Raw genomic sequence first — 23868 nt, forward strand, 5'->3', positions numbered from 1 at the left:
CGTTGTAACGAAGATAGAGGCGACCATGTCGGGGCTAATAGCCGTTTAACGCTGTCGATTCGGTTTCCTGGGCGGAGGTGTTCTCCCAAGGCGGTGCGGGAGCGAGTTGTACGGCATCGATGGTAGTGTGCCGGTCGGGTTGCATCTGTTGATCACCTTCAATCGCTTCCCGAGGGGTGGCGGAAGCCGGTTCATGACGCTTCTGGCGGATAATTCTGTTGGTACACCGGATGACCGATGTCAGGATTCGGCGAGCAGCCCTTGTGGGTTGCCAGTAGACGTAGACTTTAGTTTTATATGTTGTTGATTTATATGACTGCGTCCATCGGGTGGTTGGCGCTTTTCGGTACTTTCAGGTATCGGGTAGCGCTTCCTGAAAAGCGTCATCATTGGAGCCTGAACGGCACAGAAGCTCATTCTGGGATATCATTCTTCGATACGACTTTTCTCCCTGATATGTTCCACTTTTTTAATGGCAAGGAACCCATTTTTATTCAAACAATACGCAGTGCAAACTCTCGACCGGATATGGCGATCGGCGATGCCTGTTTCCTTGCAATAGTGGTGGGAAGAAGGCATGCGAAGAGAAATTTACATGGCATGGAGCCATGACGGACGGGGCGGCTATAGTATTGTGTCTAGCTGGCGAGGCCGATCATTAGGGCTTGTCTGAAAAGTGCCTGCGCTCGGTAATACGGCGTTAAAAATCGGCTGGTGTGCCAGCCCGGTCAAAATGCTCATTTAAATCCCGTAAACTTCGCTTTCTCACCGATTTTTTCCTTGTCTAACCTTCGCTCGTCGACTTTTCGGACAGCGCCTAGAAGATGGTGGTTGAAGAATGAAAACGCGCCACCCGATGATAGATCGAGTGGCGCGTCGTTTCTCTTACGTCATTATCATCTAACTGTCGATATTATTCCACATCGAGCTGTCCATCCTGAACTAGCTGGTTAAGGAAGCTATCGCTGGAGGCTCCCGCCATGTGGACGTTGGTCAGGGTGATAACCTGGTCGGCACCTGCACCGGAGGCGCCGATACCACCGTCCGATTTTACCGACAGCACGGTGTTGTCTCCGTCTTGACTTGCATGAAGGTACTCGGACACGTCCTCCTCGCTGGCGTCGTGGAGAAGATCGGACAGATCCAATGTATCCGCATCGGCGTTTGTCGCGGTATCTCCCAGGGTGAAGTTGTTCACCACATCCATGGAGGGATTGGTGGACGTTCCCTCATCTCCCGAGAGGAACACGATGGTGTCTGCACCGACTCCCGCCCAGATTTCGCCGTCACCATCATCGGAGTTGCCGGTATCAAGACTGCGAGCCGACGCTATTCTTGTGTTCGATCCGGAAGACGGCAACGCCAACTCGAGGTTTCCGTTGACCCTGTCTCCATCCCCATCGGCTCCTTGAACCGGCAGTGTCAGGGCTCCGCCATTGCCTCCTCCCAAGTCTCCCTTCTCAAGCCAGGAATATTCAAAGTCACCGCTCAGCGAGAATGCATACCAGTCATGTAGTCCCTTGAACTCCAGGGCTTCGAACGGTTGGTCGGTGGTTATCTCGAAGCGAGCAGTACTCGGGATGTTCTTGATGCGCAGCGAGCCGTCGTCCAGCTCGGTAATATCCAGGCGCGAGGTGATATCGCGGCCTGCCGTGTCGAAGAAGCGAATATCACCTCTGCTCAGGGACAGCACGTTTTCCTGGCCAGCTTCGTAGGGATGCCCACTGGTGGCGTTGCCATCCGGCGCCAGGCCAAAGGCCTTGATCGCGAGCATGGGGAATTCCATCCTCTCGGCGCGCATCATGACGTCGCTGAAGAAGGTCACCCCACGATGATCTTCCCAGTTGGGACGATTGCTCGAGAAGGCTAGATCGTCGACAAAATCGATACGAATGATTTCGTTCTCGCCGGTCAGGTTGTCGCTACCCACCGCCACGACGCCGTTCGCCTCGGACCTCAGGTAAGAAGCCCTGCTCCCACCATCGTCTACCGACCAGGCGGATACCACCACATCTGGGGCAACGTCGCCATTTTCGTAGGCGAGGTAGCGAGATCCGAACCCGGATCCACCCTGGAACTGGTACGGGATAAGGACCTCTTTGGTAGCGTCGCTAAGGTTGAGACTTGACTGCCCGATGGGGCCGATGCCGTCGTCGAAGACGTTGACGGAGTAGCTGGAACCATCCGACGCCAGCGTGACCTCGAATGCCACGAAGCCACCAGCGGTGGTCGCCTTGAGTGTCAGCCCATTACCACTCAGCTGATAGGTGAGGGTGTCGCCGTTCGAGGTTCTGACCGGCAAGCCACTCGGACTGGTCACCTGGGTACCCGCCAGTGCTGAACCGAAGGTCAGCGAACCGGCACCGTCGGCTCCGAAGAAGCTGATGTCGGCGGTGGCCCCATCGGCCAACTGACCGACCTGGACCGCTGAAGTCCTGGGTGAGTCGTCATCGACCACGACGACCAGGTTGCCTTGTGCCGTGTCACCGTCGCTGTCCGTGATGGTGTAACTGACGTTGAAGCGCAGATCATCCTCGGTACCCGCGATCGGGTGGTCGAGCGGCTGAGAAAGTACAACTCGGTACTGACCCGTAGCGGTATTGAGGATGTCGATGGCGATGACACGGTTGCCGGCTTGATCAAGGCCCACCAGGGACAGGGCATTGCTGCTCAGGAAGTAGCGAATATCCTGACCGTCGGATGTCTGTGCAGGCAGACCCGAAGTGTCTGAGCCCCAGGCGAAGCCACCGCCGGCTGCGGGTCCGTCGTCGCCAAAGCTGTAACCCAGTAGCCCCGTCACCACTACCGCCGTGCCTGCGACATCACCATTGCCACCCGCATTGCCGCCTGGTAGACCATCCTCATCGACCACGGCGACCACTGGAGCCGAGCCTTCGGTTTCTGGCGTGGTGGGCTCAGTGCCGCCATCGGCGACCGCGACGCTAAGGTTACCGCTGACAGCGCTGCCGTCGCCATCGGTGGCGGTATAGTTAATGGTGGCGTTGCCGGTGAAACCGGCGTTAGGCGTGAAGGTCAGGGTACCGTCGGGGTTCACCGCGACGGTACCGACTGCCGCGCCGCCCTGGACGGTGGCGTTGGTAATGTCGCCGGAGCCGTCGGCGCCGAACTGGTCGTTGCCGAGCACATCGACGGTGACGGTGCCATCGTTGTCGGTGGTGGCGCTGTCAGCGTTGGCCACCGGCATGTCGTCATCGACCGTGACGTCGATGCTGCCCGAGGCGCTGTTGCCAACGCTGTCGGTGATGGTGTAGCCGACGCTGAAATCGATATCGCTCTCGACGTTGGGACTGGAGTGATCCAGCGGTCGGCTCAGTACTACCCGGTAGCTACCGTTGACGACGTTGGTCACTTGCACCGAAATGACACTATTGCCGTTGCTGTCCGTGCCAAACAGGGACAGCCCGTTGGCGCTTATCGACCAGGTGACCGGGCTTCCGCCGGATGTCAGGGCAGGCAGTCCGGCGGTGCTCCAGGCAAAGCTGCCGGGGCCGTCGCTGCCAAAGCTATAGCCCAGTGAGCCAGTCGCCACGGTACGCTCCCCCGGGACATCACCGACGCCACCGGCAATGCCTCCAGGCAGACCATCTTCGTCGACGACAGCATTAGGGGCGTTGGTATTGGGGTCGCCATCGCTATCGGGTGTGGAGGGATCAGTGCCGCCATCGGCGACCGCCACATTGAGGCTACCGCCGACCGTGCTGCCGTCGCCGTCGGTGGCGATATAGTCGATGGTGGCGTTGCCGACGAAGCCGGGGTTGGGCGTGAAGGTCAGGCTGCCGTCCGGGTTGACTGCGACGGTACCGACGGTCGCGCCCCCCTGGACGGTGGCACCGGTTAGCGCGCCTTGACCATCGGCGCCGAACTGGTCGTTGCCGAGCACATCGACGGTGACGGTGCCATCGTTGTCGGTGGTGGCGCTGTCAGCGTTGGCCACCGGTGTGTCGTCATCGACGGTAATGCCGATACTGCCCGAGGCGCTGTCACCGACGCTGTCGGTGATGGTGTAGCCGACGCTGAAGTTGATGTCGCTCTCGACACCGGGGTTGGAATGATCCAGCGGCTTGGCCAGCACCACCTTGTAGTTGCCGTTGGCAACGTCGGTGAGCTGGACGGAGATGACACGGCTACCCGTGTTGTCAAAGCCGACCAGCGAACGACCATTGCCGCTCAGCGACCAGGTGACCGGGCTGCCGCCGGAGGTCAGGGCGGGGAGGCCAGTGGTGTTCCAGCTAAAGCTGCCAGGGCCGTCGCTGCCAAAATCGTAGCCCAGTGAGCCGGTGGCCGCAGTCCGTTCGCCGGCCACGTCATTGATGCCACCGGCGATGCCGCCAGGCAGGCCGTCTTCGTCGAGTACCGCCTTGGGGGGCGTGGTGTTGGGATCGCCATCGGTTTCCGGCGTGGTGGGGCCAGTGCCGCCGTCGCCGACCGCCACACTGAGGCTACCGCCGACCGTGCTGCCGTCACCGTCAGTGGCGGTATAGTCGATGGTGGCGTTGCCGACGAAGCCGGGGTTGGGCGTGAAGGTCAGGGTGCCGTCGGGGTTCACCGCGACGGTACCGACGCCCGCGCCGCCCTGGACGGTGGCGTTGGTGATGCCGTCGGAGCCATCGGCGCCGAACTGGTCGTTGCCGAGCACATCGACGGTGACGGTGCCATCGTTGTCGGTGGTGGCGACGTCGGCGTTGGTCACCGGCATGTCGTCATCGACCGTGATATCGATACTGCCGGAGGCGCTGTCACCTGCACTGTCGGTGATGGTGTAGCCGACGCTGAAGTCGATGTCGCTCTCGATACTGGGGTTGGAGTGATCCAGCGGCTTGGCCAGTATCACCTTGTAGGCACCGCTGGCGATGTTGGTCAGTTGCACCGAAATGACACTATTGCCGTTGCTGTCCGTACCAAACAGGGAAAGCCCGTTGGCGCTTAGCGACCAGTTGACCGGGCTGCCGCCGGAGGTCAGGACGGGGAGGCCGGCGGTGTTCCAGCTAAAGCTGCCGGGGCCATCGCTGCCAAAGTCGTAGCCCAGTGAGCCGACCGCCGCAGTCCGTTCGCCGGCCACGTCATTGATGCCACCGGCGATGCCGCCAGGCAGGCCGTCTTCGTCGAGTACCGCCTTGGGAGGCGCCGTATTCGGATCTCCGTCGGTCTCCGGCGTGGTGGGGCCAGTGCCGCCATCATTCACCTGGACGCTGAGGCTGCCGTTGACCGCGCTGCCGTCACCGTCGGTGGCGGTATAGTTGATGTTGGCGTTGCCGACGAAGTTCGGGTGGGGGACGAACGTCAGGGTGCCGTCGGGGTTGACGGTGACGGTACCGACACCCGCGCCGCCCTGGACCGTGGCGTTGGTGATGCCGCCGGGGCCATCGGCGCCGAACTGGTCGTTGCCGAGCACATCGACGGTGACGGAGCCGTCGTTGTCGGTAGTGGCGATGTCGGCGTTGGCCACTGGCGTGTCGTCATCGACGGTAATGGCGATACTGCCCGAGGCGCTGTCACCGACGCCGTCGGTGATGGTGTAGCCGACGCTGAAGTTGATGTCGCTCTCGACACTGGGGTTGGAATGATCCAGCGGTTTGGCCAGCACCACCTTGTAGATGCCGTTGGCAACGTCGGTGAGCTGGACGGAAATGACACGCTCACCCGCGTTGTTGAAGCCGACCAGTGAACGACCATTGCCGCTCAGCGACCAGGTGACCGGGCTGCCGCCGGAGGTCAGGACGGGGAGGCCGGCGGTGTTCCAGCTAAAGCTGCCGCGGCCGTCGCTGCCAAAGTCGTAGCCCAGCGAGCCGATCGCCGCGAGCCGTTCACCAGCCACGTCATTGATGCCACCGGCGATGCCGCCAGGCAGGCCGTCCTCGTCGAGAACCGCTTTTGGCGGGGTGGTGTCGGGATTGCCATCGGTTTCCGGCGTGGTGGGGCCTGTGCCTGTGCCACCGCCGTCCGCGACCCCGACACTGAGATTGCCGGTAACGGTGCTGCCATCGCCATCGGTGGCGGTGTAGTCAATCGTGGCGTTTCCGGTAAAGCCAGGGTTGGGAACAAAGGTCAGGGTGCCGTCAGGGTTGATGGTGGCGGTGCCAACATCCGGGCCGCCCTGGACGGTGACACTGGTGAGCTCGCCGGGGCCATCGGCGCCAAAGTTGTCGTTGTCCAGTACGTCAACCGTGATGGGTCCGCTGTTGTCGCCTGCGGCGGCATCGTCGCCCGGCACTGGCATGTCGTCATCCACGGTAACGCGGAGGATGCCCTGCGCACTGTCGCCGTCGGCGTCGGTGATGGTGTAGCCGACGCTGAAGTTGATGTCGCTCTCGACATCGGCTCGGGGGTGATCCAGCGGCTTGAACAGGTCGACCCGGTAGGTGCCGGCGGCAAGATCGCTCAGTTCAATCGAGAGGACCTGCTGTCCGCTGGCGCTGGTGCCAAGAAGAGAGCGTCCGTCTGCGCTGAGTGCCCAGCTGACCAGGCTGCCCTGGGAGGTCAGTACCGGCAGGCCGGCGGTGCTCCAGGTGAAGCCGCCAGGGCCGTCATCGCCGAAGTCATAGCGTAGCCGGCCGGTGGCGATGGTGCGTTCGCCCGGGTAGTCATTGATGCCACCGGCGATGCCGCCGGGAAGGCCATCTTCATCGACCACCGCCTTGGGCGATACGGTGGCAGAATTGCCATCCGTCTCGGGGGTGGTGGGACCTATCCCATTGCCGCCGGAGATGACGATGTGGGCACTGGAACTGAAGCTGTCACCGTCGCCATCCTTGGTGGTGATGTTGAAATCGAGTGCGCCACTGGCATCGTTGTCGGCGCTGAAACTCCAGGTGCCGTTGGGGTTGACGGTCAAGATGCCCTTGCCGGTATCGATCGGGGTGCCGAGCGGATACTCGTTGTCGTCGGCCTGGAGGTTGACGACGGTATCGGCGACGCCGTCGGCCCCGCCTTGCTGTGACCAGGTACCGGTGACGGTATCGCCGGCTTCCAGGCTCGAGGGCGCGATAACGGTGGTGGTCGGCGAGTCATCGTCGATATCCACGCCCAGGCGTGCAGTGGCGCTATCACCATCACCATCGGTGATGGTGTAGTAGACCGAAAAGATCAGGTTGTTCTCGATGGTTGCGTCGGGATGATCGATCGGGCCGAGCAGCGAGACGCTGTAGCTGCCTGAGGCAAGATCGGTCAGCCTGACCTGAAGCAGGGTGGTGCCATCGCTGGTGGAGGCGGACAAGGTCCGGCCGCTTGCGGAAACCTGATAGGAAAGGGCCTCGCCGCCAGATGTCAGTGAAGGAAGGCCGGTGGTTTCCCAGCGAAAGGGGTGGGTCGCGGCTGGGCCGTTGGCACCGAAGTTATAGCCCAGGGTGCCGGTTGCCACGGTGTCCTGGCCAGCCGCATCCTGTGGGCCGCCAGGAATGCCATTGGGCAAGCCATCTTCATCCAGCAGCGCCAGGGCGGTGACCTGGGTGGTGCTGTCCTGCGCCAGCAGTGTGGCGGCAGTGGACTGATTCAATGATGAATCGGTGTTGAAGTTCATTGGGTAATTCCTTGCATGGATGCCGTTAGGGAAGGCGGGGCTTGTTAAACGTATGCAAGGAAAAAAGATGGCGACATTGTACTCATGGGCGGGTGCAAGGGATTCAGAGTAGAGGGTGGCAGAGGGGGGCTGAATGCCCGAAATGTGGGATGGTTTTTAAAGACCTTTTCGTCTTTTTTTTGCCTAAAAGGGTTTTTCCTTACATTGGATATCGGGCGGTATTTGAGACGATGTCGTGATGCGGGGTTCGCTGCCATGGCTGGGGGGTAAAAATGGTAATGAGCCGGTCCTGGTTTGTACGCGAAAAACGCCAGTTGTGCGCACGGCTGGCTGCCGCGACGCGGATAGGCGATAATGGCCGACTAGCGCCAGCGGTGCAGATTCGGCTGTGGAGCGCGGATCTGGTTGCCTCTATTGATTATCTTGTATTCAGCAGGTCGTATGTCCTTCTTTCACCATCTCGATGAACGTACCCCCCTCAAGGGTCGTCTGGCGCTCAGCGTCGAGTACGACGGTACCCACTATTGCGGTTGGCAGCGGCTCAAGCACGCCCCGTCGGTGCAGGGGGCGGTGGAGAAGGCGCTGGCCAAGGTGGCGGGTGTGCCGATCACGTTGCATTGCAGCGGACGCACCGACTCAGGCGTGCACGCGACCCGCCAGATCGCCCACTTCGACCCGCCGGTGGAGCGTTCCGAGAAGGCCTGGGTGTTCGGCGGCAACGCCAACCTCCCCCGGGATGTGGCGATCCGCTGGATTCGCGAGGTGCCCGACGAATTCCACGCCCGCTTCAAGGCGTTGGGCCGGCGCTATCGCTACGTCATCCTCAACCAGCCGAGCCGCCCGGTGCTGGAGCGTGCCAACGCCACCTGGTGCCGCGACCCGCTGGATGCCGACGCCATGCACGAGGCCGCCCAGGCGCTGGTCGGCGAGCACGATTTCTCGAGTTTTCGTGCCGCCGGCTGTCAGTCGAAGACGCCCTGGCGCCACCTGCACTTTATCGAGGTACACCGCCACGGCCCGCTGGTGGTGGTGGACCTTCAGGCCAACGCCTTCCTGCACCACATGGTGCGCAACATCGTCGGCGCGCTGGTGACGGTGGGACGGGGTGAGCAGGGCACAGACTACATCGCGCGACTGATGGCACTCAAGGATCGCAAGCAGAGCGATGTGACGGCGCCAGGCTGTGGGTTGCACTTCGTCGACACCCTGTACGACCCCGAGTGGCAACTGCCCGCCGAACCCTTGGGGCCGAATCTGCTGGCCTTCCTGGGGGAGTGGACAGGAGAGCGCCCGCTGCCGGACTGCCCTATGGTGGAGTTTCGCCGCGGACGTCCGATCGCCGAGACGCGCAGGGCGGTACGTGCCGAAGAGCTCGCCGACGGGCTCGGCGACGGGCTCGGCGACGGGCTCGGCGACGGTTTCGCTGAAGGACCTGCCGGCGCTTCGGCGGCGCACGCCGCGGACAAGGAGTCCTGATGATCGCTTCCGCGCACCGTACCCGCGTCAAGTTCTGCGGCTTTACCCGCGAAGAGGATATCGACGCCGCCGTGGCGTTGGGCGCCGATGCCTTGGGCTTTGTGCTGTGGCCCGGCAGCAAGAGGGCGGTCAGCCTGGAGCGGCTGGCAGAACTCGCGGCGCGGGTGCCGGCCTTCGTCACCCGGGTGGGGCTGTTCGTCGATGCCGACGACGAGACCATCGAAAGGGCACTGCCGTGTCTCGACCTGCTGCAGTTTCACGGTAGCGAGAGCGCCGAGGCCTGCGAGCGCTTTGCGCGCCCTTATATAAAGGCGCTGAGAATGCGCGACGGCCTCGATCTGCACGAGGCCGAACGCACCTACGCCGGCGCCCAGGCACTGCTGCTGGACGCCTATCGCCCAGGCGTGCCCGGCGGCACCGGTGACACTTTCGACTGGTCGCGCATCCCGTCGTCGCTGGCAAAACCTGTTATCCTCGCCGGTGGCCTGTCGGCGGACAACGCCGCCGAGGCGATTGACCGGGTGAGGCCCTTCGCCCTCGACGTCTCCGGGGGCATCGAAAGCGCGCCGGGCGCCAAGGATCCAGAGCGCATGCAGGCCTTCATGCGCGCCGTGGGGCAGGGCGACGCCCGCCGCTGACGCGGCAGCAGGCCCCACGCCCGGTAGCGAGCGACCATCACCGACTTTTTATTCAGCCAGTTTATCCGCAAGGAGTCCGACGTGAGCAAGTTCAGTGAACTGACCCAATGGCCTGACGCTCGGGGGCACTATGGGGCCTACGGAGGTCGCTTTGTCTCGGAAACCTTGAGCTTTGCGCTGGACGATCTGAGCCGCACCTACGAAAGCCTCAAGGATGATCCTGACTTTCAGGCCGAATTTGACCACGACCTGGCGCACTACGTCGGTCGGCCGTCGCCGCTCTATCACGCCCGGCGCTGGTCTGCGCAGCTTGGCGGTGCCCAGATCTGGCTGAAGCGCGAGGATCTCAACCACACCGGCGCCCACAAGGTGAACAACACTATTGGCCAGGCGCTGCTGGCCAAGAAGAGTGGCAAGCCCCGGGTGATCGCAGAAACCGGCGCCGGCCAGCATGGCGTGGCGACCGCCACGGTTGCGGCGCGGCTGGGCCTGCGCTGTGACGTCTACATGGGCGAGGCCGATACCGAGCGTCAGAAGCTCAACGTCTATCGCATGCGCCTGCTGGGGGCCAACGTCATTCCGGTGACTTCCGGCACCCGCACGCTCAAGGATGCCATGAACGAGGCGCTGCGCGACTGGGTCACCAACGTCGACGATACCTTCTACATCATCGGCACCGTGGCGGGGCCGCATCCCTACCCGCAACTGGTGCGTGACTTCAACGCGGTGGTCGGCCGTGAAGCGCGGCGCCAGTCGCTCGAGCAGTTCGGCAAGCTGCCTGACGCGCTGATCGCCTGCGTCGGCGGTGGCTCCAACGCCATGGGGCTGTTCTATCCCTTCGTCGAGGACGACGGCGTCGAGATGTATGGCGTCGAAGCCGGCGGCGACGGGGTCGAGACCGGCCGTCACGCCGCGCCCCTGGCCTCCGGCGCGCCCCGCGGCGTGCTTCACGGCAACCGCACCTACCTGATGTCCGACGAGGGCGGCCAGGTCAGCGATACCCACTCGATCTCGGCGGGCCTCGACTACCCCGGTGTCGGACCCGAACACGCGCTGTGGAAGGACGTCGGCCGGGTCAACTATGTGGCCGCCAACGACGACGCCGTGCTCGAGGCCTTCCGTGAGCTGACCCACGTCGAGGGCATCATGCCGGCGCTGGAATCGGCCCACGCCCTGGCCCACGCCAAGGTGCTGGCGCCGACCCTGTCGCCGGACCAGAACATCGTGGTCAACCTGTCCGGGCGTGGCGACAAGGACATCCTCACCGTTGCCAAGATCGACGGAATCGACCTGTAGGAGCTAGAGAATTTCATGTCTCGTATCGATAAACGCTTTCGTTCTCTCGCCGATCAGGGTCGCAAGGCGCTGGTTCCCTACATCACCGGGGGAGATCCCACCCCTGAGGTGACCGTCGACTACATGCACGCGCTGGTAGAGTCCGGCGCCGACATCATCGAGCTCGGGGTCCCCTTCAGCGACCCCATGGCCGATGGCCCGGTCATCCAGAAGGCCTGTGAGCGTGCCTTGAAGCACGGCACCCGCCTGACCGACCTGTTGGCCATGGTGGCCGAATTTCGGCGTCAGGACGACGACACCCCAGTAGTGCTGATGGGCTATCTCAATCCCATCGAGCGCCTGGGTATCGAGCGCTTCGCCCGGGAGGCGAGGGCGGCCGGCGTCGATGGCGTGCTGGTGGTGGACATGCCGCCGGAAGAGGCCGATGAACTGGGGCCCTTGCTGGAAGCCGAGGATTTGGCGCCAATCTTTCTTGTCGCCCCTACCACTTCCCCAGAGCGTGCCGCTACAATATGCGCCCACGCGCATGGCTATCTCTACTATGTGTCGCTCAAGGGAGTGACCGGCTCGGCGAGCCTCAACGCCGACGATGTGGCGGCCCATCTGGCGCCGCTGCGCGAACTGACCGACCTGCCCCTGTGTGTCGGTTTCGGTATCCGCGACGGCGCCTCCGCCGCGGAAGTGGCAAAGGTTGCCGATGGCGTCATCGTCGGCAGTGCCCTGGTCTCACGCATCGCCGAGCACTGTGACGCTCCCCGCGAGGCCATCGCCGAATTGAAGGCGGTGATGACAGAGATACGCCAGGCCCTGGACGCCTGAGAGGCGATCGGGGAAGAGATTCGACCCTGTCGTCGGCCACCGCCGGCGACCGTAGCAACGGAAGACTTCTGACATGAGCTGGCTAGACAAGATTGTGCCCTCGGTGGGCCGCATTCAGCGCAAGGACCGCCGGGCGAGCGTTCCGGACGGTCTCTGGCGTAAGTGCCCCAAGTGCGAGTCGGTGCTTTACCTGCCCGAACTCGAAAAGCACCACAACGTGTGTCCCAAGTGTGATCACCATCTGCGCCTGACCGCGCGCAAGCGCCTTGACTGGTTCCTCGACGAGGAAGGTCGAGAAGAGATCGCCGCCGACCTCGAGCCGGTGGATCGTCTCAAGTTCCGTGACTCCAAGAAGTACAAGGACCGCCTGGCCGCGGCCCAGAAGGACACCGGCGAGAACGACGCCCTGATCGCCATGCGCGGTTCGCTGGATGGCCTGCCGGTGGTCGCGGTGGCCTTCGAGTTCACCTTCATGGGTGGCTCCATGGGGGCCGTGGTCGGCGAAAAGTTCGTGCGTGCCGCCACTATCGCTCTCGAAGAGGGCCAGCCGCTGGTGTGCTTCTCCGCATCCGGCGGTGCGCGCATGCAGGAAGCGCTGTTCTCGCTGATGCAGATGGCCAAGACCTCCGCCGCGCTTGAGCGCCTCAAGCAGGCCGGCGTGCCCTATATCTCCGTGTTGACCGATCCGGTGTTCGGTGGCGTGTCGGCGTCACTGGCCATGCTCGGCGATCTCAACGTGGCCGAGCCCAACGCCCTGATCGGCTTTGCCGGTCCTCGGGTCATCGAACAGACGGTGCGCGAGAAGCTGCCCGAAGGCTTCCAGCGCAGCGAGTTCCTGCTCGAACACGGCACCGTCGACATGATCGTCCATCGCCACGAGATGCGTTCGCGGCTGGGTGGGGTGCTGCGCAAGCTGACCCATCAACCTGCGGTAGGTATCGCCGACGACAGTGAGCCCGACCTGGTGGACGCCGCCGAAGCCGCCGAGCGTGACCTGGCGGTGGCCATGGCAGACAGTGAAGGCGCCCAGGCCGAGCACGCGCCGGAGACGGCCGAGCAGCAGACGCACAGCGATGAAGCCGATGCTGCCCAAGGCGAGGAGCCGAAGGACGGCGAACGCACCCAGGACACGCCGCGCTAGCCCATGTACAACGACGGTCTGCCCACCACGCTGGATAGCTGGCTCGCCCGACTCGAGGCCGCCCACCCCGTCGGCATCGATCTGGGCCTCGAGCGGGTCGCCTGTGTGGCACAGCGTCTCGGTCTGACCGAGCGGCCGATTGCACGCCGGGTGATCACCGTCGCCGGCACCAACGGCAAGGGGTCCACGGTGGCCATGCTCGAGGCGCTGGGACGGGCCCATGGGCTGTCCACGGCGGCCTACACCTCGCCCCATCTGGTGCGTTACAACGAGCGCCTTCGGCTGGACGCCAGCGAGGCCAGCGACGAGGTGCTGATCGAAGGCTTCGTCGCGGTGGAGCAGGCCAGGCTCGCGCCATCCCCGGTCAGTCTCACCTATTTCGAGGTCGGTACCCTTGCCGCGCTGTGGACCATCGCCAGGCGCCAGCCCGAGCTGGCGGTGCTGGAGGTTGGCCTCGGTGGTCGCCTGGATGCGGTCAATGTGGTGGATCCGGATGTGGCCGTGGTGACCACCGTGGCTCAGGACCACGCCGCCTTCCTGGGCAACGATATTGCCATCATTGGCCGCGAGAAGGCCGGGATCATGCGTACCGGGCGTCCGGCGGTGCTGGGCAGTCGTGACCTGCCCTCGAGCGTTGCCGACCATGCCCGTTCCCTGGGTGCGCCGATCTTTGCGCTCGGCGAGGCCTTCGCCCATTCGGGCATCCATGCAGGCCCTCACGCAGCACCTTGTGCAGGACCTGATGGAGAACAGGGCGGCTGGTCGTGGCGCGGCAGCGAAGCGCAAGGCCAGCCGGTCGGCCTGGAACGACTAGGCGATCCCGGGCTGCCGCTGGATAACGCCGCTTCTGCGCTGCAGGCACTGTGGCTGGCCCTTGGTGAACTCGATCCAGACGCCTGTCGCCAGGCACTGGCCGAGGTGCATCTTCCCGGGCGGATGCAGTGGCGCGGTAACTGGTGCCTTGACGTGGGCCACAACCCTCACGCCGCCAACTACCTGGCCGGGCGACTGGTCGAACGGCGTGAAGTGCAAAGGGAGGTCCAGGGGCGGACCCTGTGTCTGATCGGTATGCTCGTGGACAAGGACGCCGAGGGGGTCATCGCCGCGCTGTCGCCGGTGGTGGACGCCTGGCTTCCGGTGACGCTCGAGGGCGATCGCGGACGTAGCGCAGCCGACCTGGCGGCACGCATCGAACATCAAGGTGGCACCATCCTTCACCACGCCGATAGCGTCGATGACGGCGCCGACTGGCTCGAATCGTGCGTCGAGCCGGCAGATCGTGTACTGGTGACGGGATCCTTCTTCACCGTGGCTGCCATACTGGCGAGATGGAGCCGCCAGTCCAGTGGCGGTGGCGTCATCGAGGGAGCGACATGAAATACGGAATGCGTGAGCGGATCAGCGGGATCATTATCGTGGTGGCGCTGGGCGTCATCTTCGTGCCGATGTTGTTTGATGAGCCCGAATCCCCCGAGCAGCGGCCGGACCCGGTGCTGACCATCGACCCGCCGGTGGATGTGGAGCGCCGCGACGTGCCTGAGCCCACCCCGCCAGAAGGGCTTGGGCAGATTCAGGCACCGGTTGCCCCTGGCGAGGGCAATGCTTCGCAGGCCGACCAGGGCCAGAGCGAACCCTCCGAGTCCAGCCAGCCACAGCAGGTGGATCCTGAACCGGCGCAGCAGGTGGCCGAACAGGCGTCCTCCGAGCGCCAGGCCGAGCCCGAACCGGCACCCGAGGCCAGCCAGCCCCGGGAAGATCCTATCGCCGCCCTGGCGCGCCAGGCCGAACAGCGTACGACGAGCGGCCCCACCGCGGTGGAAGGCGGTGAGTGGGCGGTGCAGGTGGGCAGCTTCGGCGAGGCCGGCAACGCCCAGCGCCTGATGCAGAAGCTGCGCGACCAGGGTTACCCCGCCTACTCACGTGAGCGCAACAACTCGCTGACCACGGTCTACGTGGGCCCCTTCGGGGCGTCCGAGGACGCCGAGGGCGTGATGAGCGAGCTCAAGTCCCGGGAAAATCTGCAGGGGCTTCTGGTCAAGGTGGATAGCTGATGCTGGTGACATGGGTGGACTGGGTCTTCGTCGCCGTGCTGGCGCTGGCCGTGGCGGCGGGGTTCGTCCGTGGCCTGGTGCGTGAGGCGCTGGGCCTGGCCAGCTGGATCGTGGCGCTCTTGGCGGCACGCATGTTCGCCGAGCCGGTGGCCGAGGTGCTGGGCAACTGGATCGACAGTCCGGATGGCCGGCTTATCGTGGCCTTTATCCTGATCATCGTGATCACGATCCTGCTCGGCGGCATCCTGATACGGATGATCCAGGCGGCGGTGGAGTGGGCCGGCGCAGGCTTTCTCAACCGCCTGACCGGCGCCTTGTTCGGCGGGGTGAAGGCGGCAGCGGTGCTGACCCTGGTCACGCTGCTGATCGGCTTTACCCCGCTGGATCAATTGACGGCCTGGCAGGATGCCAGCGTGCGCCCCCACTTCGAGCAATTGCGCGACTGGGGCCTTGGCCAACTGAGTGATTTCGAGGGCAGCCTGCCGGACTTTCCCGAGTCCCTGCGCGAGCTGCCCCAGGCAGAACCATCGCCGCCGACCGGTGGCGAGGCAGAGGGATCTGCCATCGACGATGCGAAGCAAGGTGCCACAAGCACGCTCTGACTTCGCCAGTGACAGACGACTCTTGCGCTGGCCCCCGGGCGGCGTTTCACGGTAAATGAGGTAAGTTGAATGTGCGGTATCGTCGGCCTGATGGCCAAGCAGGCGGTTAACCAGGCAATCTACGACGCCCTGACGGTGCTACAGCACCGGGGTCAGGACGCGGCGGGCATGATGACCTGGAACGAGGGCCGTTTCCTGCTGCGCAAGAGCAACGGTCTGGTACGTGACGTCTTCCACACACGCCACATGGCGCGCCTGAAGGGCAACCTGGGCATCGGCCACGTGCGCTATCCCACCGCCGGCTCGTCCAGCGAGGCCGAGTCGCAGCCGTTCTACGTGAATTCCCCGTACGGCCTGGCGCTGGCGCACAACGGCAACCTGACCAATTCCGAGCAGCTCAAGAAGGAACTGTTCTCCTCGGATCTCCGCCACATCAACACAAGCTCGGACTCCGAGGTGCTGCTCAACGTCTTCGCCCATGAGCTGGGGAAGCAGGGGCCCCATCTGCTGCCGGGCGACATCTTCGACGCCGTGCGTCGGGTGCATCGTCGTTGCCGGGGCGGCTACGCCGCGGTGGCGGTGATCAACGGCGTGGGCCTGGTCGCCTTCCGTGACCCCCAGGGCATCCGTCCGGTGGTCTTCGGCACCCGCGATCAGGGCGAGGGGCAGGAAGTGATGATCGCCTCCGAGTCGGTGGCGCTGGACGTCGGTGGTTTCGAGCTGGTGCGCGACCTGGCGCCGGGCGAGGCCATCTTCGTCGACATGGATGGCAACTACCACACTCAGTCCTGTGCCGATCGTCCGCTGCTTGCCCCCTGCATCTTCGAGCACGTCTACCTGGCGCGCCCCGATTCGCTGCTGGACGGTGCCTACGTCTACGGCACCCGCCTGCAGATGGGCCGCAAGCTCGCCGATCGCATCAAGAGTGAATGGCCGGATCACGACATCGATGTGGTCATCCCGATTCCCGACACCTCGCGTACCTCGGCACTCGAGATGGCCCAGCACCTGGGGGTCACCTATCGCGAAGGCTTCATGAAGAACCGCTACATCGGGCGGACCTTCATCATGCCCGGGCAGACCCAGCGCAAGAAGTCCGTGCGCCAGAAGCTCAACGCCATCGATATCGAGTTCAAGGGCAAGAACGTGCTTCTGGTCGACGACTCCATCGTGCGCGGCACCACCTGCAAGCAGATCATCCAGATGGCCCGCGACGCCGGCGCCAACAAGGTATACTTTGCCTCTGCCGCGCCGCCCGTGCGTTATCCCAACGTCTACGGCATCGACATGCCCGCCGCCAGCGAGCTGATCGCCCACGGCCGCAGCGAGGCCGAGGTGGGTGAGCTGATCGGCGCCGATCGTATCGTTTACCAGGACCTTGAGGACCTGAAGGCGGCCTGTCGTGAGGTAAATCCGGCGCTGGCCGAGTTCGACTGTTCGGTGTTTGATGGCAAGTACATCACCGGCGACATCGACGAGGCCTACCTGTCCGATCTCGAGGCTTCGCGCAACGATGGCGCCAAGCAGGATCAGAGCGCTGGCGATCACGCCCTCGTCGGCATGCACAATCAGGACGATATCGACTGATACCCAACAGCTAACCGCAGGGCGTCGTCGGTCGGCAGGGGAGTGCCCGAAGGCGCTCCCTCTCGGCCTGTCCGAGTCGACGGCACCCTGGCGAGTGATGGAGACGGATATGCTGGACCCGACGCAGGACGAATGGAACCTCGAGACCCTGGCCATCCGGGCGGGGCACGATCGCACCCAGGAGCAGGAACACTCCGAGCCGATCTTTCCGACCTCGAGCTTTGTCTACGGCAGCGCAGCCGAAGCGGCGCGCAAGTTTTCCGGTGATGAGCCGGGCAACGTCTACTCGCGCTTCACCAACCCCACGGTACGTACCTTCGAACGTCGCCTGGCGGCGATGGAAGGGGGCGAGCGCTGTGTGGCCACCAGTTCCGGCATGGCCGCCATCCTGTCCACCGCGCTGGCATTGCTTCAGGCCGGTGACGAGATCGTCGCCTCGCGCTCGTTGTTCGGCTCCACCGTCAGCCTGTTCGACAAGTACCTCGGCAAGTTCGGTATCACCACACGCTATGTGGAGCTTTCCGATCTGGACGCCTGGGAAGCGGCGATGACCCCGGCGACCCGACTGCTGTTCGCCGAGACGCCTTCCAACCCGCTGTCCGAGGTCGTCGATATCGAAGCGCTGGCCGAACTGGCCCATCGCCACGATGCCTTGCTCGCCATCGACAACTGCTTCTTGACGCCGGCGCTGCAGCGGCCGCTGTCACTGGGCGCCGATCTGGTGATCCATTCGGCCACCAAGTACCTGGATGGCCAGGGGCGCGCCATCGGCGGCGCCGTGGTCGGGCGTGACAAGGAGCTCGAGGAAGTCTTCGGAGTGGTGCGGACCTGCGGCCCATGCCTCAGCCCGTTCAATGCCTGGATCTTCACCAAGGGACTGGAGACGCTGAACCTGCGGATGAAGGCTCACGCCGCCTCGGCGCTGGAACTGGCGCGCTGGCTTGACGCTCACCCGGCGGTAGAGAAGGTTCACTATAGCGGACTCGAGAGTCATCCCCAGCACCAGGTGGCGAGCCGCCAGCAGCAGGGCTTCGGCGCCGTGGTCGGGGTCGAGGTCAAGGGCGGGCGCGAGCAGGCCTGGTCAGTGGTCGATGCCACCCGCATGCTGTCGATCACCGGCAATCTGGGGGATGCCAAGACCACCATTACCCACCCGGCGACCACCACCCACGGGCGTCTGTCGGACGAACAGAAGGCAACCGCCGGCATTTCCGAGAATCTGCTGCGCATCGCCGTGGGGCTCGAGAATCTCGACGACATCAAGGCTGACCTGGCCAGGGGGCTCGACGCCCTGGTCTAGAGGTTCGCCCGAGGCTGCCATGCTGGAGCCTCCCCATAGTGATGTGTCGAAGCGCTGCTTTACCACGACCGCCGCACGAGTCCGCTCGTCGGCGGTCGTTGCGTTACGGGGGAAGGGCAGTAGCCAGGCGCGCCATATCGCGGTTTTATCGTATCTATCGTTCGAAATTTTTCCACGGTTTGCCGTCTAAAGATGCGTTAAGCTCGATTTCATCGATTAATCAAAGGACGTTGGCATGTGGCGAAATTCACGCCAGGGGTGGGGCCTGTTCGCCATCCTGCTGCACTGGACAAGTGCGCTGGCGATTCTCGGTCTGTTCGCCCTGGGCTGGTGGATGACCGGTCTCGACTACTACAGCAACTGGTACAACCTGGCGCCCTGGTGGCATCGTGGTGTCGGCATGTTACTGCTGTTCTTGGTGGCTGGCCGCATTCTCTGGCGGCTGGTGCAGCCATCCCCCGAGGCCCACGGTTCAGCGCTTGAGCGTCGTGGAGCGGCGCTCGGCCATCTGGCGCTGTATCTGCTGATGACCACGGTGCTGATCAGCGGGTATCTCATCTCCACCGCCGACGGCAAGGGCATCGCCGTGCTCGACCTGTTTACCGTGCCCGCGCTGATCAGCGACCTGCCGGAGCAGGCCTCCCGCGCCGGCGTGGTTCACTGGTACAGTGCGCTGGCGTTGATCATCCTGTCGGCGGGCCACGCCCTGGCGGCCTTCAAGCATCACTACCTGGACCGTCAGGACACTCTGGTTCGCATGGTCGACCCGCGCCTGGCGCGTCGGACCAAGCCAGAAAAGACCACCGGGGAGCAGGCCTGAAGACGCCAACGTTACCCTGCGACCGCCGGCAGGTGTTGTCCGGACGTCAAGAATCGACCGGCCCGGGGCCGATGCATGACCCAAGGTCGGTATAGAGAAAGAGTGCTGACGCAATCACCGCGTAACCATCAAGGAGAGTGACATGTTCAAGAAGACCGCCATCGCCGCCCTGACCGCCGCCTCGCTGCTGCCGCTGGCCCAGGCCCAGGCCGCCGACTACACCATCGATTCTGAAGGCCAGCACGCCTTTATCCAGTTCAAGATCAGCCACCTCGGCTATTCCTATATTCTGGGTAGCTTCGAGTCCTTCGACGGTACCTTCAGCTACGACCCGGAAAACGTCGAGGCGGCGTCCGCCGAGGTCGAGGTTGATGTCACCAGTCTGAATACCAACCACGCCGAGCGCGACAAGCACATCCTGAGCGGTGACTTCCTCGACGCCGGTGAGTACCCGACCGCCACCTTTACCTCCACCGGCTTTGAATCTACCGGCGATGGCGAAGGTGTTCTGAGCGGTGACCTGACCCTGCATGGTGTGACCAACAGCATCGAGATGCCGGTGACCCTGCTGGGCGAGGGTGACGACCCCTGGGGCGGCTATCGCGCAGGCTTCGAAGGTTCCACCGAGTTGGCGCTGTCCGACTACGACATCGACATGAGCAAGTTCCCCGAGCCGATGCACAATCTTGAGCTGTACGTGACCTTCGAAGGCATTCGTCAGTAACACGCCCTGGTCAACATGACGAAAGCCCCGGGACAGGTGCCCGGGGCTTTTGCCGTTGAAGGAGGCTGAGCGAGGGTTCGTTATGGCTTACCATAAGCGGCCTATCTACCATCCGGAGACACCGTGCACCTAAGTTCCGACTCTACCTCCCTGGGGCGCACCCTGTGGCAAAAGACCTGGCCGATGGCGATCGGAGTGCTGTCGCTGCTCGGCTTTCAGCTGGTCGACTCTGCCTTCGTCGCGCGCCTGGGCACCGCACCCCTGGCGGCCCAGTCCTACACCTTTCCGCTGTCGTTTCTGATCATCGGCGTACAGGTGGGCATGGGGATCGCCATTGCCGCCTTGATTTCCCGGGCGCTGGGCGGAGGCGAAGACGACCGCGCCCAACGTCTGGGCAGTCTGTCGCTGATGATGGGGACAGTCGCCATCGGCCTGCTGGCGCTGGTGTTATGGGCCCTGCAGAGCCCCATCTTCGGGGCCCTTGGGGCTGACGCTCACGCGCGGGAGTTGATTCGCGCCTACTGGGCACCCCAGCTGGTCGCCGCCTGGCTGGGGGCGGTGGTGTACTTCGGCTACAGCCTGTTTCGTGCCCACGGCAACACCAGCTTTCCCGGCAGCATGATGGTGCTGACCAGCCTGGTGAACCTGTGTCTCGATCCGATTCTGATCTTTGGTATCGGCAACTGGGACGGGATGGGCCTGCCCGGGGCCGCCTGGGCCACGGTGCTTGCCTTTGGCAGCGGCCTTGCCTTGCTCGGCTGGCAGTTGAAGGGGCGCCACTGGCTCGCGTTCGAAGGCCTCCGGGAGGAATGGCGGCTATCGGGGCGGTCCTTTGCGGGGGTCGCCTGTCCCGCCATGGTCAGCCAGTTGATGCCGCCACTGGCGGCGATGCTGGCGATTTCCACGGTGTCACGCCTGGGCGAATCCGCCGTGGCGGCCTGGGGACTTGCCAGCCGTCTGGAGACGGTGTCGCTGATGGTGGTACTGGCGCTGACCATGTCGCTGCCACCCTGGCTCGGCCGCTGCTACGGCGCCGGCGACTGGGCCCAGGTGCACCGCCTGATGCGCCTTGCCCTCAAGGTGGTGGTGGTGTGGCAGTTGATGCTGGGTGTGTCGCTGGCGCTGGCTTCGCCCTGGGTCGCCCGTGCCCTGGCCGGCACGCCGGAGGTCAGCGAATCGCTGATGGTGCTGATGCGCTTCATGTTGCCGAGCTATGCCGCGCTCGGGGTGTGCATGCTGGTGGTGTCGGCCGGCAATGCCCTCGGCTGGCCGATGCGCGCCATGCTGCTGTCTGCTGCGCGGTTGTTCGTGTTCTACCTGCCATGCCTATGGCTCGGTGTAACGCTGATGGGAGGTGTTACCGGCCTTGGGCTTGGAGCGGGGGTGGGCAACCTGCTGGCGGGGCTTGGCGCCTACCTGTTGCTGCGGCGAACATTGTCGCGCCCCAAGCGTAGCGGCAGGGGTGAAATTCAGGGTAGTTGAATCAACTGTTTTAAGAAGCTTGAAAGAAAGTAAAGCCTGCGACTCGTAATAACTTCGATATCACCGTTCGCGTAAGGTGGCTAAAAAAGAATAAAACACTTCGGACTCGACCCTATACTGCTCTCATTGCAGGCCGTGGCCATTGGCCACGGCCTATCTCATGCTCAACGCCCGGGATCGGGACGGGCCATCGACAACGAGAACAGAGGAGTGGCGACATGAAGGTACTGGTACTGGGAGCGGGTGTCGTAGGGGTAACCACCGCCTATTATCTGGCCCGTCAGGGACACGAGGTAAAGGTGGTCGATCGTCAGCCCTCCGTGGCGATGGAGACCAGCTACGGCAACGCCGGCCAGGTATCCTTCGGCTTCTCTTCCCCCTGGGCTGCCCCGGGCATCCCCCAGAAGGCGGTCAAGTGGATGTTCCAGGAGCATGCGCCGCTCAAGATCCAGCCCAAGATGGACTCGAACATGGGTCGCTTCATGATGCAGATGCTCAGCAACTGCAATCCCGACAGCTACGCCCTCAACAAGGAGCGCATGGTCCGCGTCGCTGAGCACAGCCGCGCCTGCATCAATGCGCTGCGTGACGAGACCGGGCTGCGCTACGAAGATCGCCAGCGTGGCCTGCTGCAGCTGTTCCGTACGGAAAAGCAGGTCGAAGCGGTGGGCAAGGACATGAAGGTCCTCGAGCAGTGCGGCGTGCGTCATGAACTGCTGGACGCCAGCCGCATCGCCCAGGTGGAGCCGGCGCTTGCCCGTGTGCCCGGCAAGTTTGTCGGTGGCCTGCATCTGCCCGACGATCAGACCGGTGACTGCCACCTGTTCACCAATCGCCTGGCCGACTACTGCCGCGAGAAGCTCGGTGTCGAGTTCATGTTCAACACCACCATCGAGCGGCTGACGCGGGTCTCCGGCAAGGTAGAGGCGGTGCACACCAGCGCCGGCACCCTGACCGCCGACGCCTACGTGATGGCGCTGGGCAGCTACTCGCCGTTCCTCGCCCGTGACCTGGACATCCGCCTGCCGATCTACCCGGTCAAGGGCTACAGCCTGACCCTGCCGGTGGTCGATGACGGCGGCGCGCCCCAGTCCACCGTCATGGACGAAACCTTCAAGGTGGCGATTTCGCGCTTCGACGACCGAATCCGTGTCGGCGGCACCGCGGAGCTGGCATCCTACGACCTCAGCCTGGCCGAGAAGCGTCGTGCCACCATTTCCATGGTCGTGCGTGATGTGTTCCCGGAAGGCGGCGATCTGGCCAAGGCCGAATTCTGGACCGGCCTGCGCCCGATGACCCCGGACTCCACACCGATCATCGGCGCCACCAAGTACGACAACCTGTGGCTCAATACCGGCCACGGCACCCTGGGCTGGACCATGAGCTGTGGCAGTGCTCAGCTGCTGTCCGACCTGATCGACGGTCGCACGCCCGCCATCAACCCCGATGGTCTGGCCGTATCCCGCTACGCCGCCTGAAGCCTGAGGCTGTAGAGGGAAGACAAGGCATAACGCCGAGGCATAACTCCAAGACACAGCCGCCACCAAACGACACCCCGACGGGACTTGCCCGCCGGGGTGTCGTCGTTTGTGGCGACGATTCGGTGGCTCCCTCCACATACCGTACGCAGGATTGTAAACAACGACAGACGTCCACCTCGGGATTGAGCTCATGCTCGAATCACCGTGCCCGACGGACTACGCTGGGAGAGGATAAGTAAAGTTAGCCTCATGAGACGCAGCTATCACCGGCACTCCCGGCCAGGGGGGGGCGAAGGCACTTTGTTCGCGTTATTGAGGCGGTGGTCGCACCACAAGAGAGCAAGGCACTTGTCGTGACGTGAAGGAGGCACTACAGGGGCGTGTTCGAGTGACACACCTCGGCGGTAGCCTGCCCGCGCGAAATTCGAGAACTCCCGCTTATTGCGGACGCGTTGCACTCAGAATTAGCGGCCAGAACCTCTTGAGTACAGGAACATGAAGGGGATACCTGATCGCAAGAGGTTCTCGAGCTTGATTTTGTACTTATTTTATCATCGGACTCATCATAGAGGGTAGGTGTCCGCACTGCTGTTGCAGGGTGGTGAGGATGTTGGTGTGAGGGATCTTTTGGACAAAATTTAAAGTTGTCGTTAGTAGTAGGCATTTGACGTCCATCGTGATGGTGAAGTTATCACTTTGCAGATACCGTTGGCCCGTAGCAAGGTCTTGCTGGCGAGAAGGCGAGTGCCAGTTACTACACGACTGATCGGGGCGTTCTGTGTTCTTTCTTGGAATGTTTATGGATGCCAAGCCTAGGTGTAGTGAATTTACCATGAAAACAAAGTTTATGGAGATATTCATTTTAAGTGCCACGGTTATACCGCACCGGTATGATTATACCATAGTATGGAGTT

Annotated in this window: 15 protein-coding genes; 14 read left to right on the forward strand and 1 reads right to left on the reverse strand. The window is 63.5% G+C overall.

The window, feature by feature from the left end; genetic code table 11:
• Positions 1–913: 913 nt before the first annotated feature.
• On the reverse strand, positions 914–7537 hold the full coding sequence (locus tag NFH97_RS17400) for an Ig-like domain-containing protein (RefSeq protein ID WP_349625235.1): 6624 nt from the start codon (positions 7535–7537) through the stop codon (positions 914–916).
• A 441-nt stretch (positions 7538–7978) separates the two neighbouring features.
• Here NFH97_RS17400 and truA point away from each other — a divergent pair, with 441 nt between their 5' ends.
• From truA to NFH97_RS17470, 14 genes are all read left to right on the forward strand, one after another.
• A complete protein-coding gene (truA, locus tag NFH97_RS17405) occupies positions 7979–9013 on the forward strand; it encodes a tRNA pseudouridine(38-40) synthase TruA (RefSeq protein WP_222516560.1) in 1035 nt (344 codons plus the stop codon).
• A complete protein-coding gene (locus NFH97_RS17410; protein ID WP_108448848.1) occupies positions 9013–9651 on the forward strand; it encodes a phosphoribosylanthranilate isomerase in 639 nt (212 codons plus the stop codon). The genes truA and NFH97_RS17410 overlap by 1 nt, the downstream gene beginning before the upstream one ends.
• Positions 9652–9732: 81 nt before the next feature.
• Entirely contained in the window at positions 9733–10947 is a 1215-nt protein-coding gene (gene trpB / locus NFH97_RS17415) for a tryptophan synthase subunit beta (protein ID WP_181248630.1), read from the forward strand.
• Positions 10948–10962: 15 nt separating this feature from the next.
• Entirely contained in the window at positions 10963–11766 is an 804-nt protein-coding gene (trpA, locus tag NFH97_RS17420) for a tryptophan synthase subunit alpha (protein WP_108133029.1), read from the forward strand.
• 73 nt (positions 11767–11839) lie between these two features.
• Entirely contained in the window at positions 11840–12907 is a 1068-nt protein-coding gene (gene accD, locus NFH97_RS17425; RefSeq protein WP_349625236.1) for an acetyl-CoA carboxylase, carboxyltransferase subunit beta, read from the forward strand.
• A 3-nt stretch (positions 12908–12910) separates the two neighbouring features.
• Positions 12911–14284 carry a bifunctional folylpolyglutamate synthase/dihydrofolate synthase gene (locus NFH97_RS17430; protein WP_349625237.1) on the forward strand — a complete coding sequence of 458 codons (1374 nt, stop codon included), beginning with the start codon at positions 12911–12913 and terminating at the stop codon, positions 14282–14284.
• Complete coding sequence (locus NFH97_RS17435; protein WP_045992458.1) at positions 14281–14958, forward strand: SPOR domain-containing protein; 678 nt, start codon at positions 14281–14283, stop codon at positions 14956–14958. Before NFH97_RS17430 ends, NFH97_RS17435 begins: the two co-directional genes overlap by 4 nt.
• Entirely contained in the window at positions 14958–15560 is a 603-nt protein-coding gene (locus NFH97_RS17440; RefSeq protein WP_071211105.1) for a CvpA family protein, read from the forward strand. The genes NFH97_RS17435 and NFH97_RS17440 overlap by 1 nt, the downstream gene beginning before the upstream one ends.
• Before the next feature lie 69 nt (positions 15561–15629).
• On the forward strand, positions 15630–17147 hold the full coding sequence (gene purF, locus NFH97_RS17445; RefSeq protein WP_045992459.1) for an amidophosphoribosyltransferase: 1518 nt from the start codon (positions 15630–15632) through the stop codon (positions 17145–17147).
• Positions 17148–17256: 109 nt separating this feature from the next.
• Entirely contained in the window at positions 17257–18447 is a 1191-nt protein-coding gene (locus NFH97_RS17450) for an O-succinylhomoserine sulfhydrylase (RefSeq protein WP_239452535.1), read from the forward strand.
• 235 nt (positions 18448–18682) lie between these two features.
• The gene (locus NFH97_RS17455) at positions 18683–19267 is read left to right on the forward strand and encodes a cytochrome b (protein ID WP_349625238.1); all 585 of its coding nucleotides are present in this window, start codon (positions 18683–18685) and stop codon (positions 19265–19267) included.
• Positions 19268–19409: 142 nt separating this feature from the next.
• Positions 19410–19991: a YceI family protein gene (locus NFH97_RS17460; protein WP_349625239.1), complete on the forward strand. Its 582-nt coding sequence runs from the start codon at positions 19410–19412 to the stop codon at positions 19989–19991.
• A gap of 183 nt (positions 19992–20174) precedes the next feature.
• A complete protein-coding gene (locus tag NFH97_RS17465; RefSeq protein ID WP_222568927.1) occupies positions 20175–21473 on the forward strand; it encodes an MATE family efflux transporter in 1299 nt (432 codons plus the stop codon).
• A gap of 218 nt (positions 21474–21691) precedes the next feature.
• Entirely contained in the window at positions 21692–22951 is a 1260-nt protein-coding gene (locus NFH97_RS17470) for a D-amino acid dehydrogenase (RefSeq protein ID WP_045992464.1), read from the forward strand.
• Positions 22952–23868 lie beyond the last annotated feature (917 nt).

This window comes from Halomonas sp. SCS19, assembly GCF_040147015.1.
GTDB lineage: Bacteria > Pseudomonadota > Gammaproteobacteria > Pseudomonadales > Halomonadaceae > Halomonas > Halomonas litopenaei.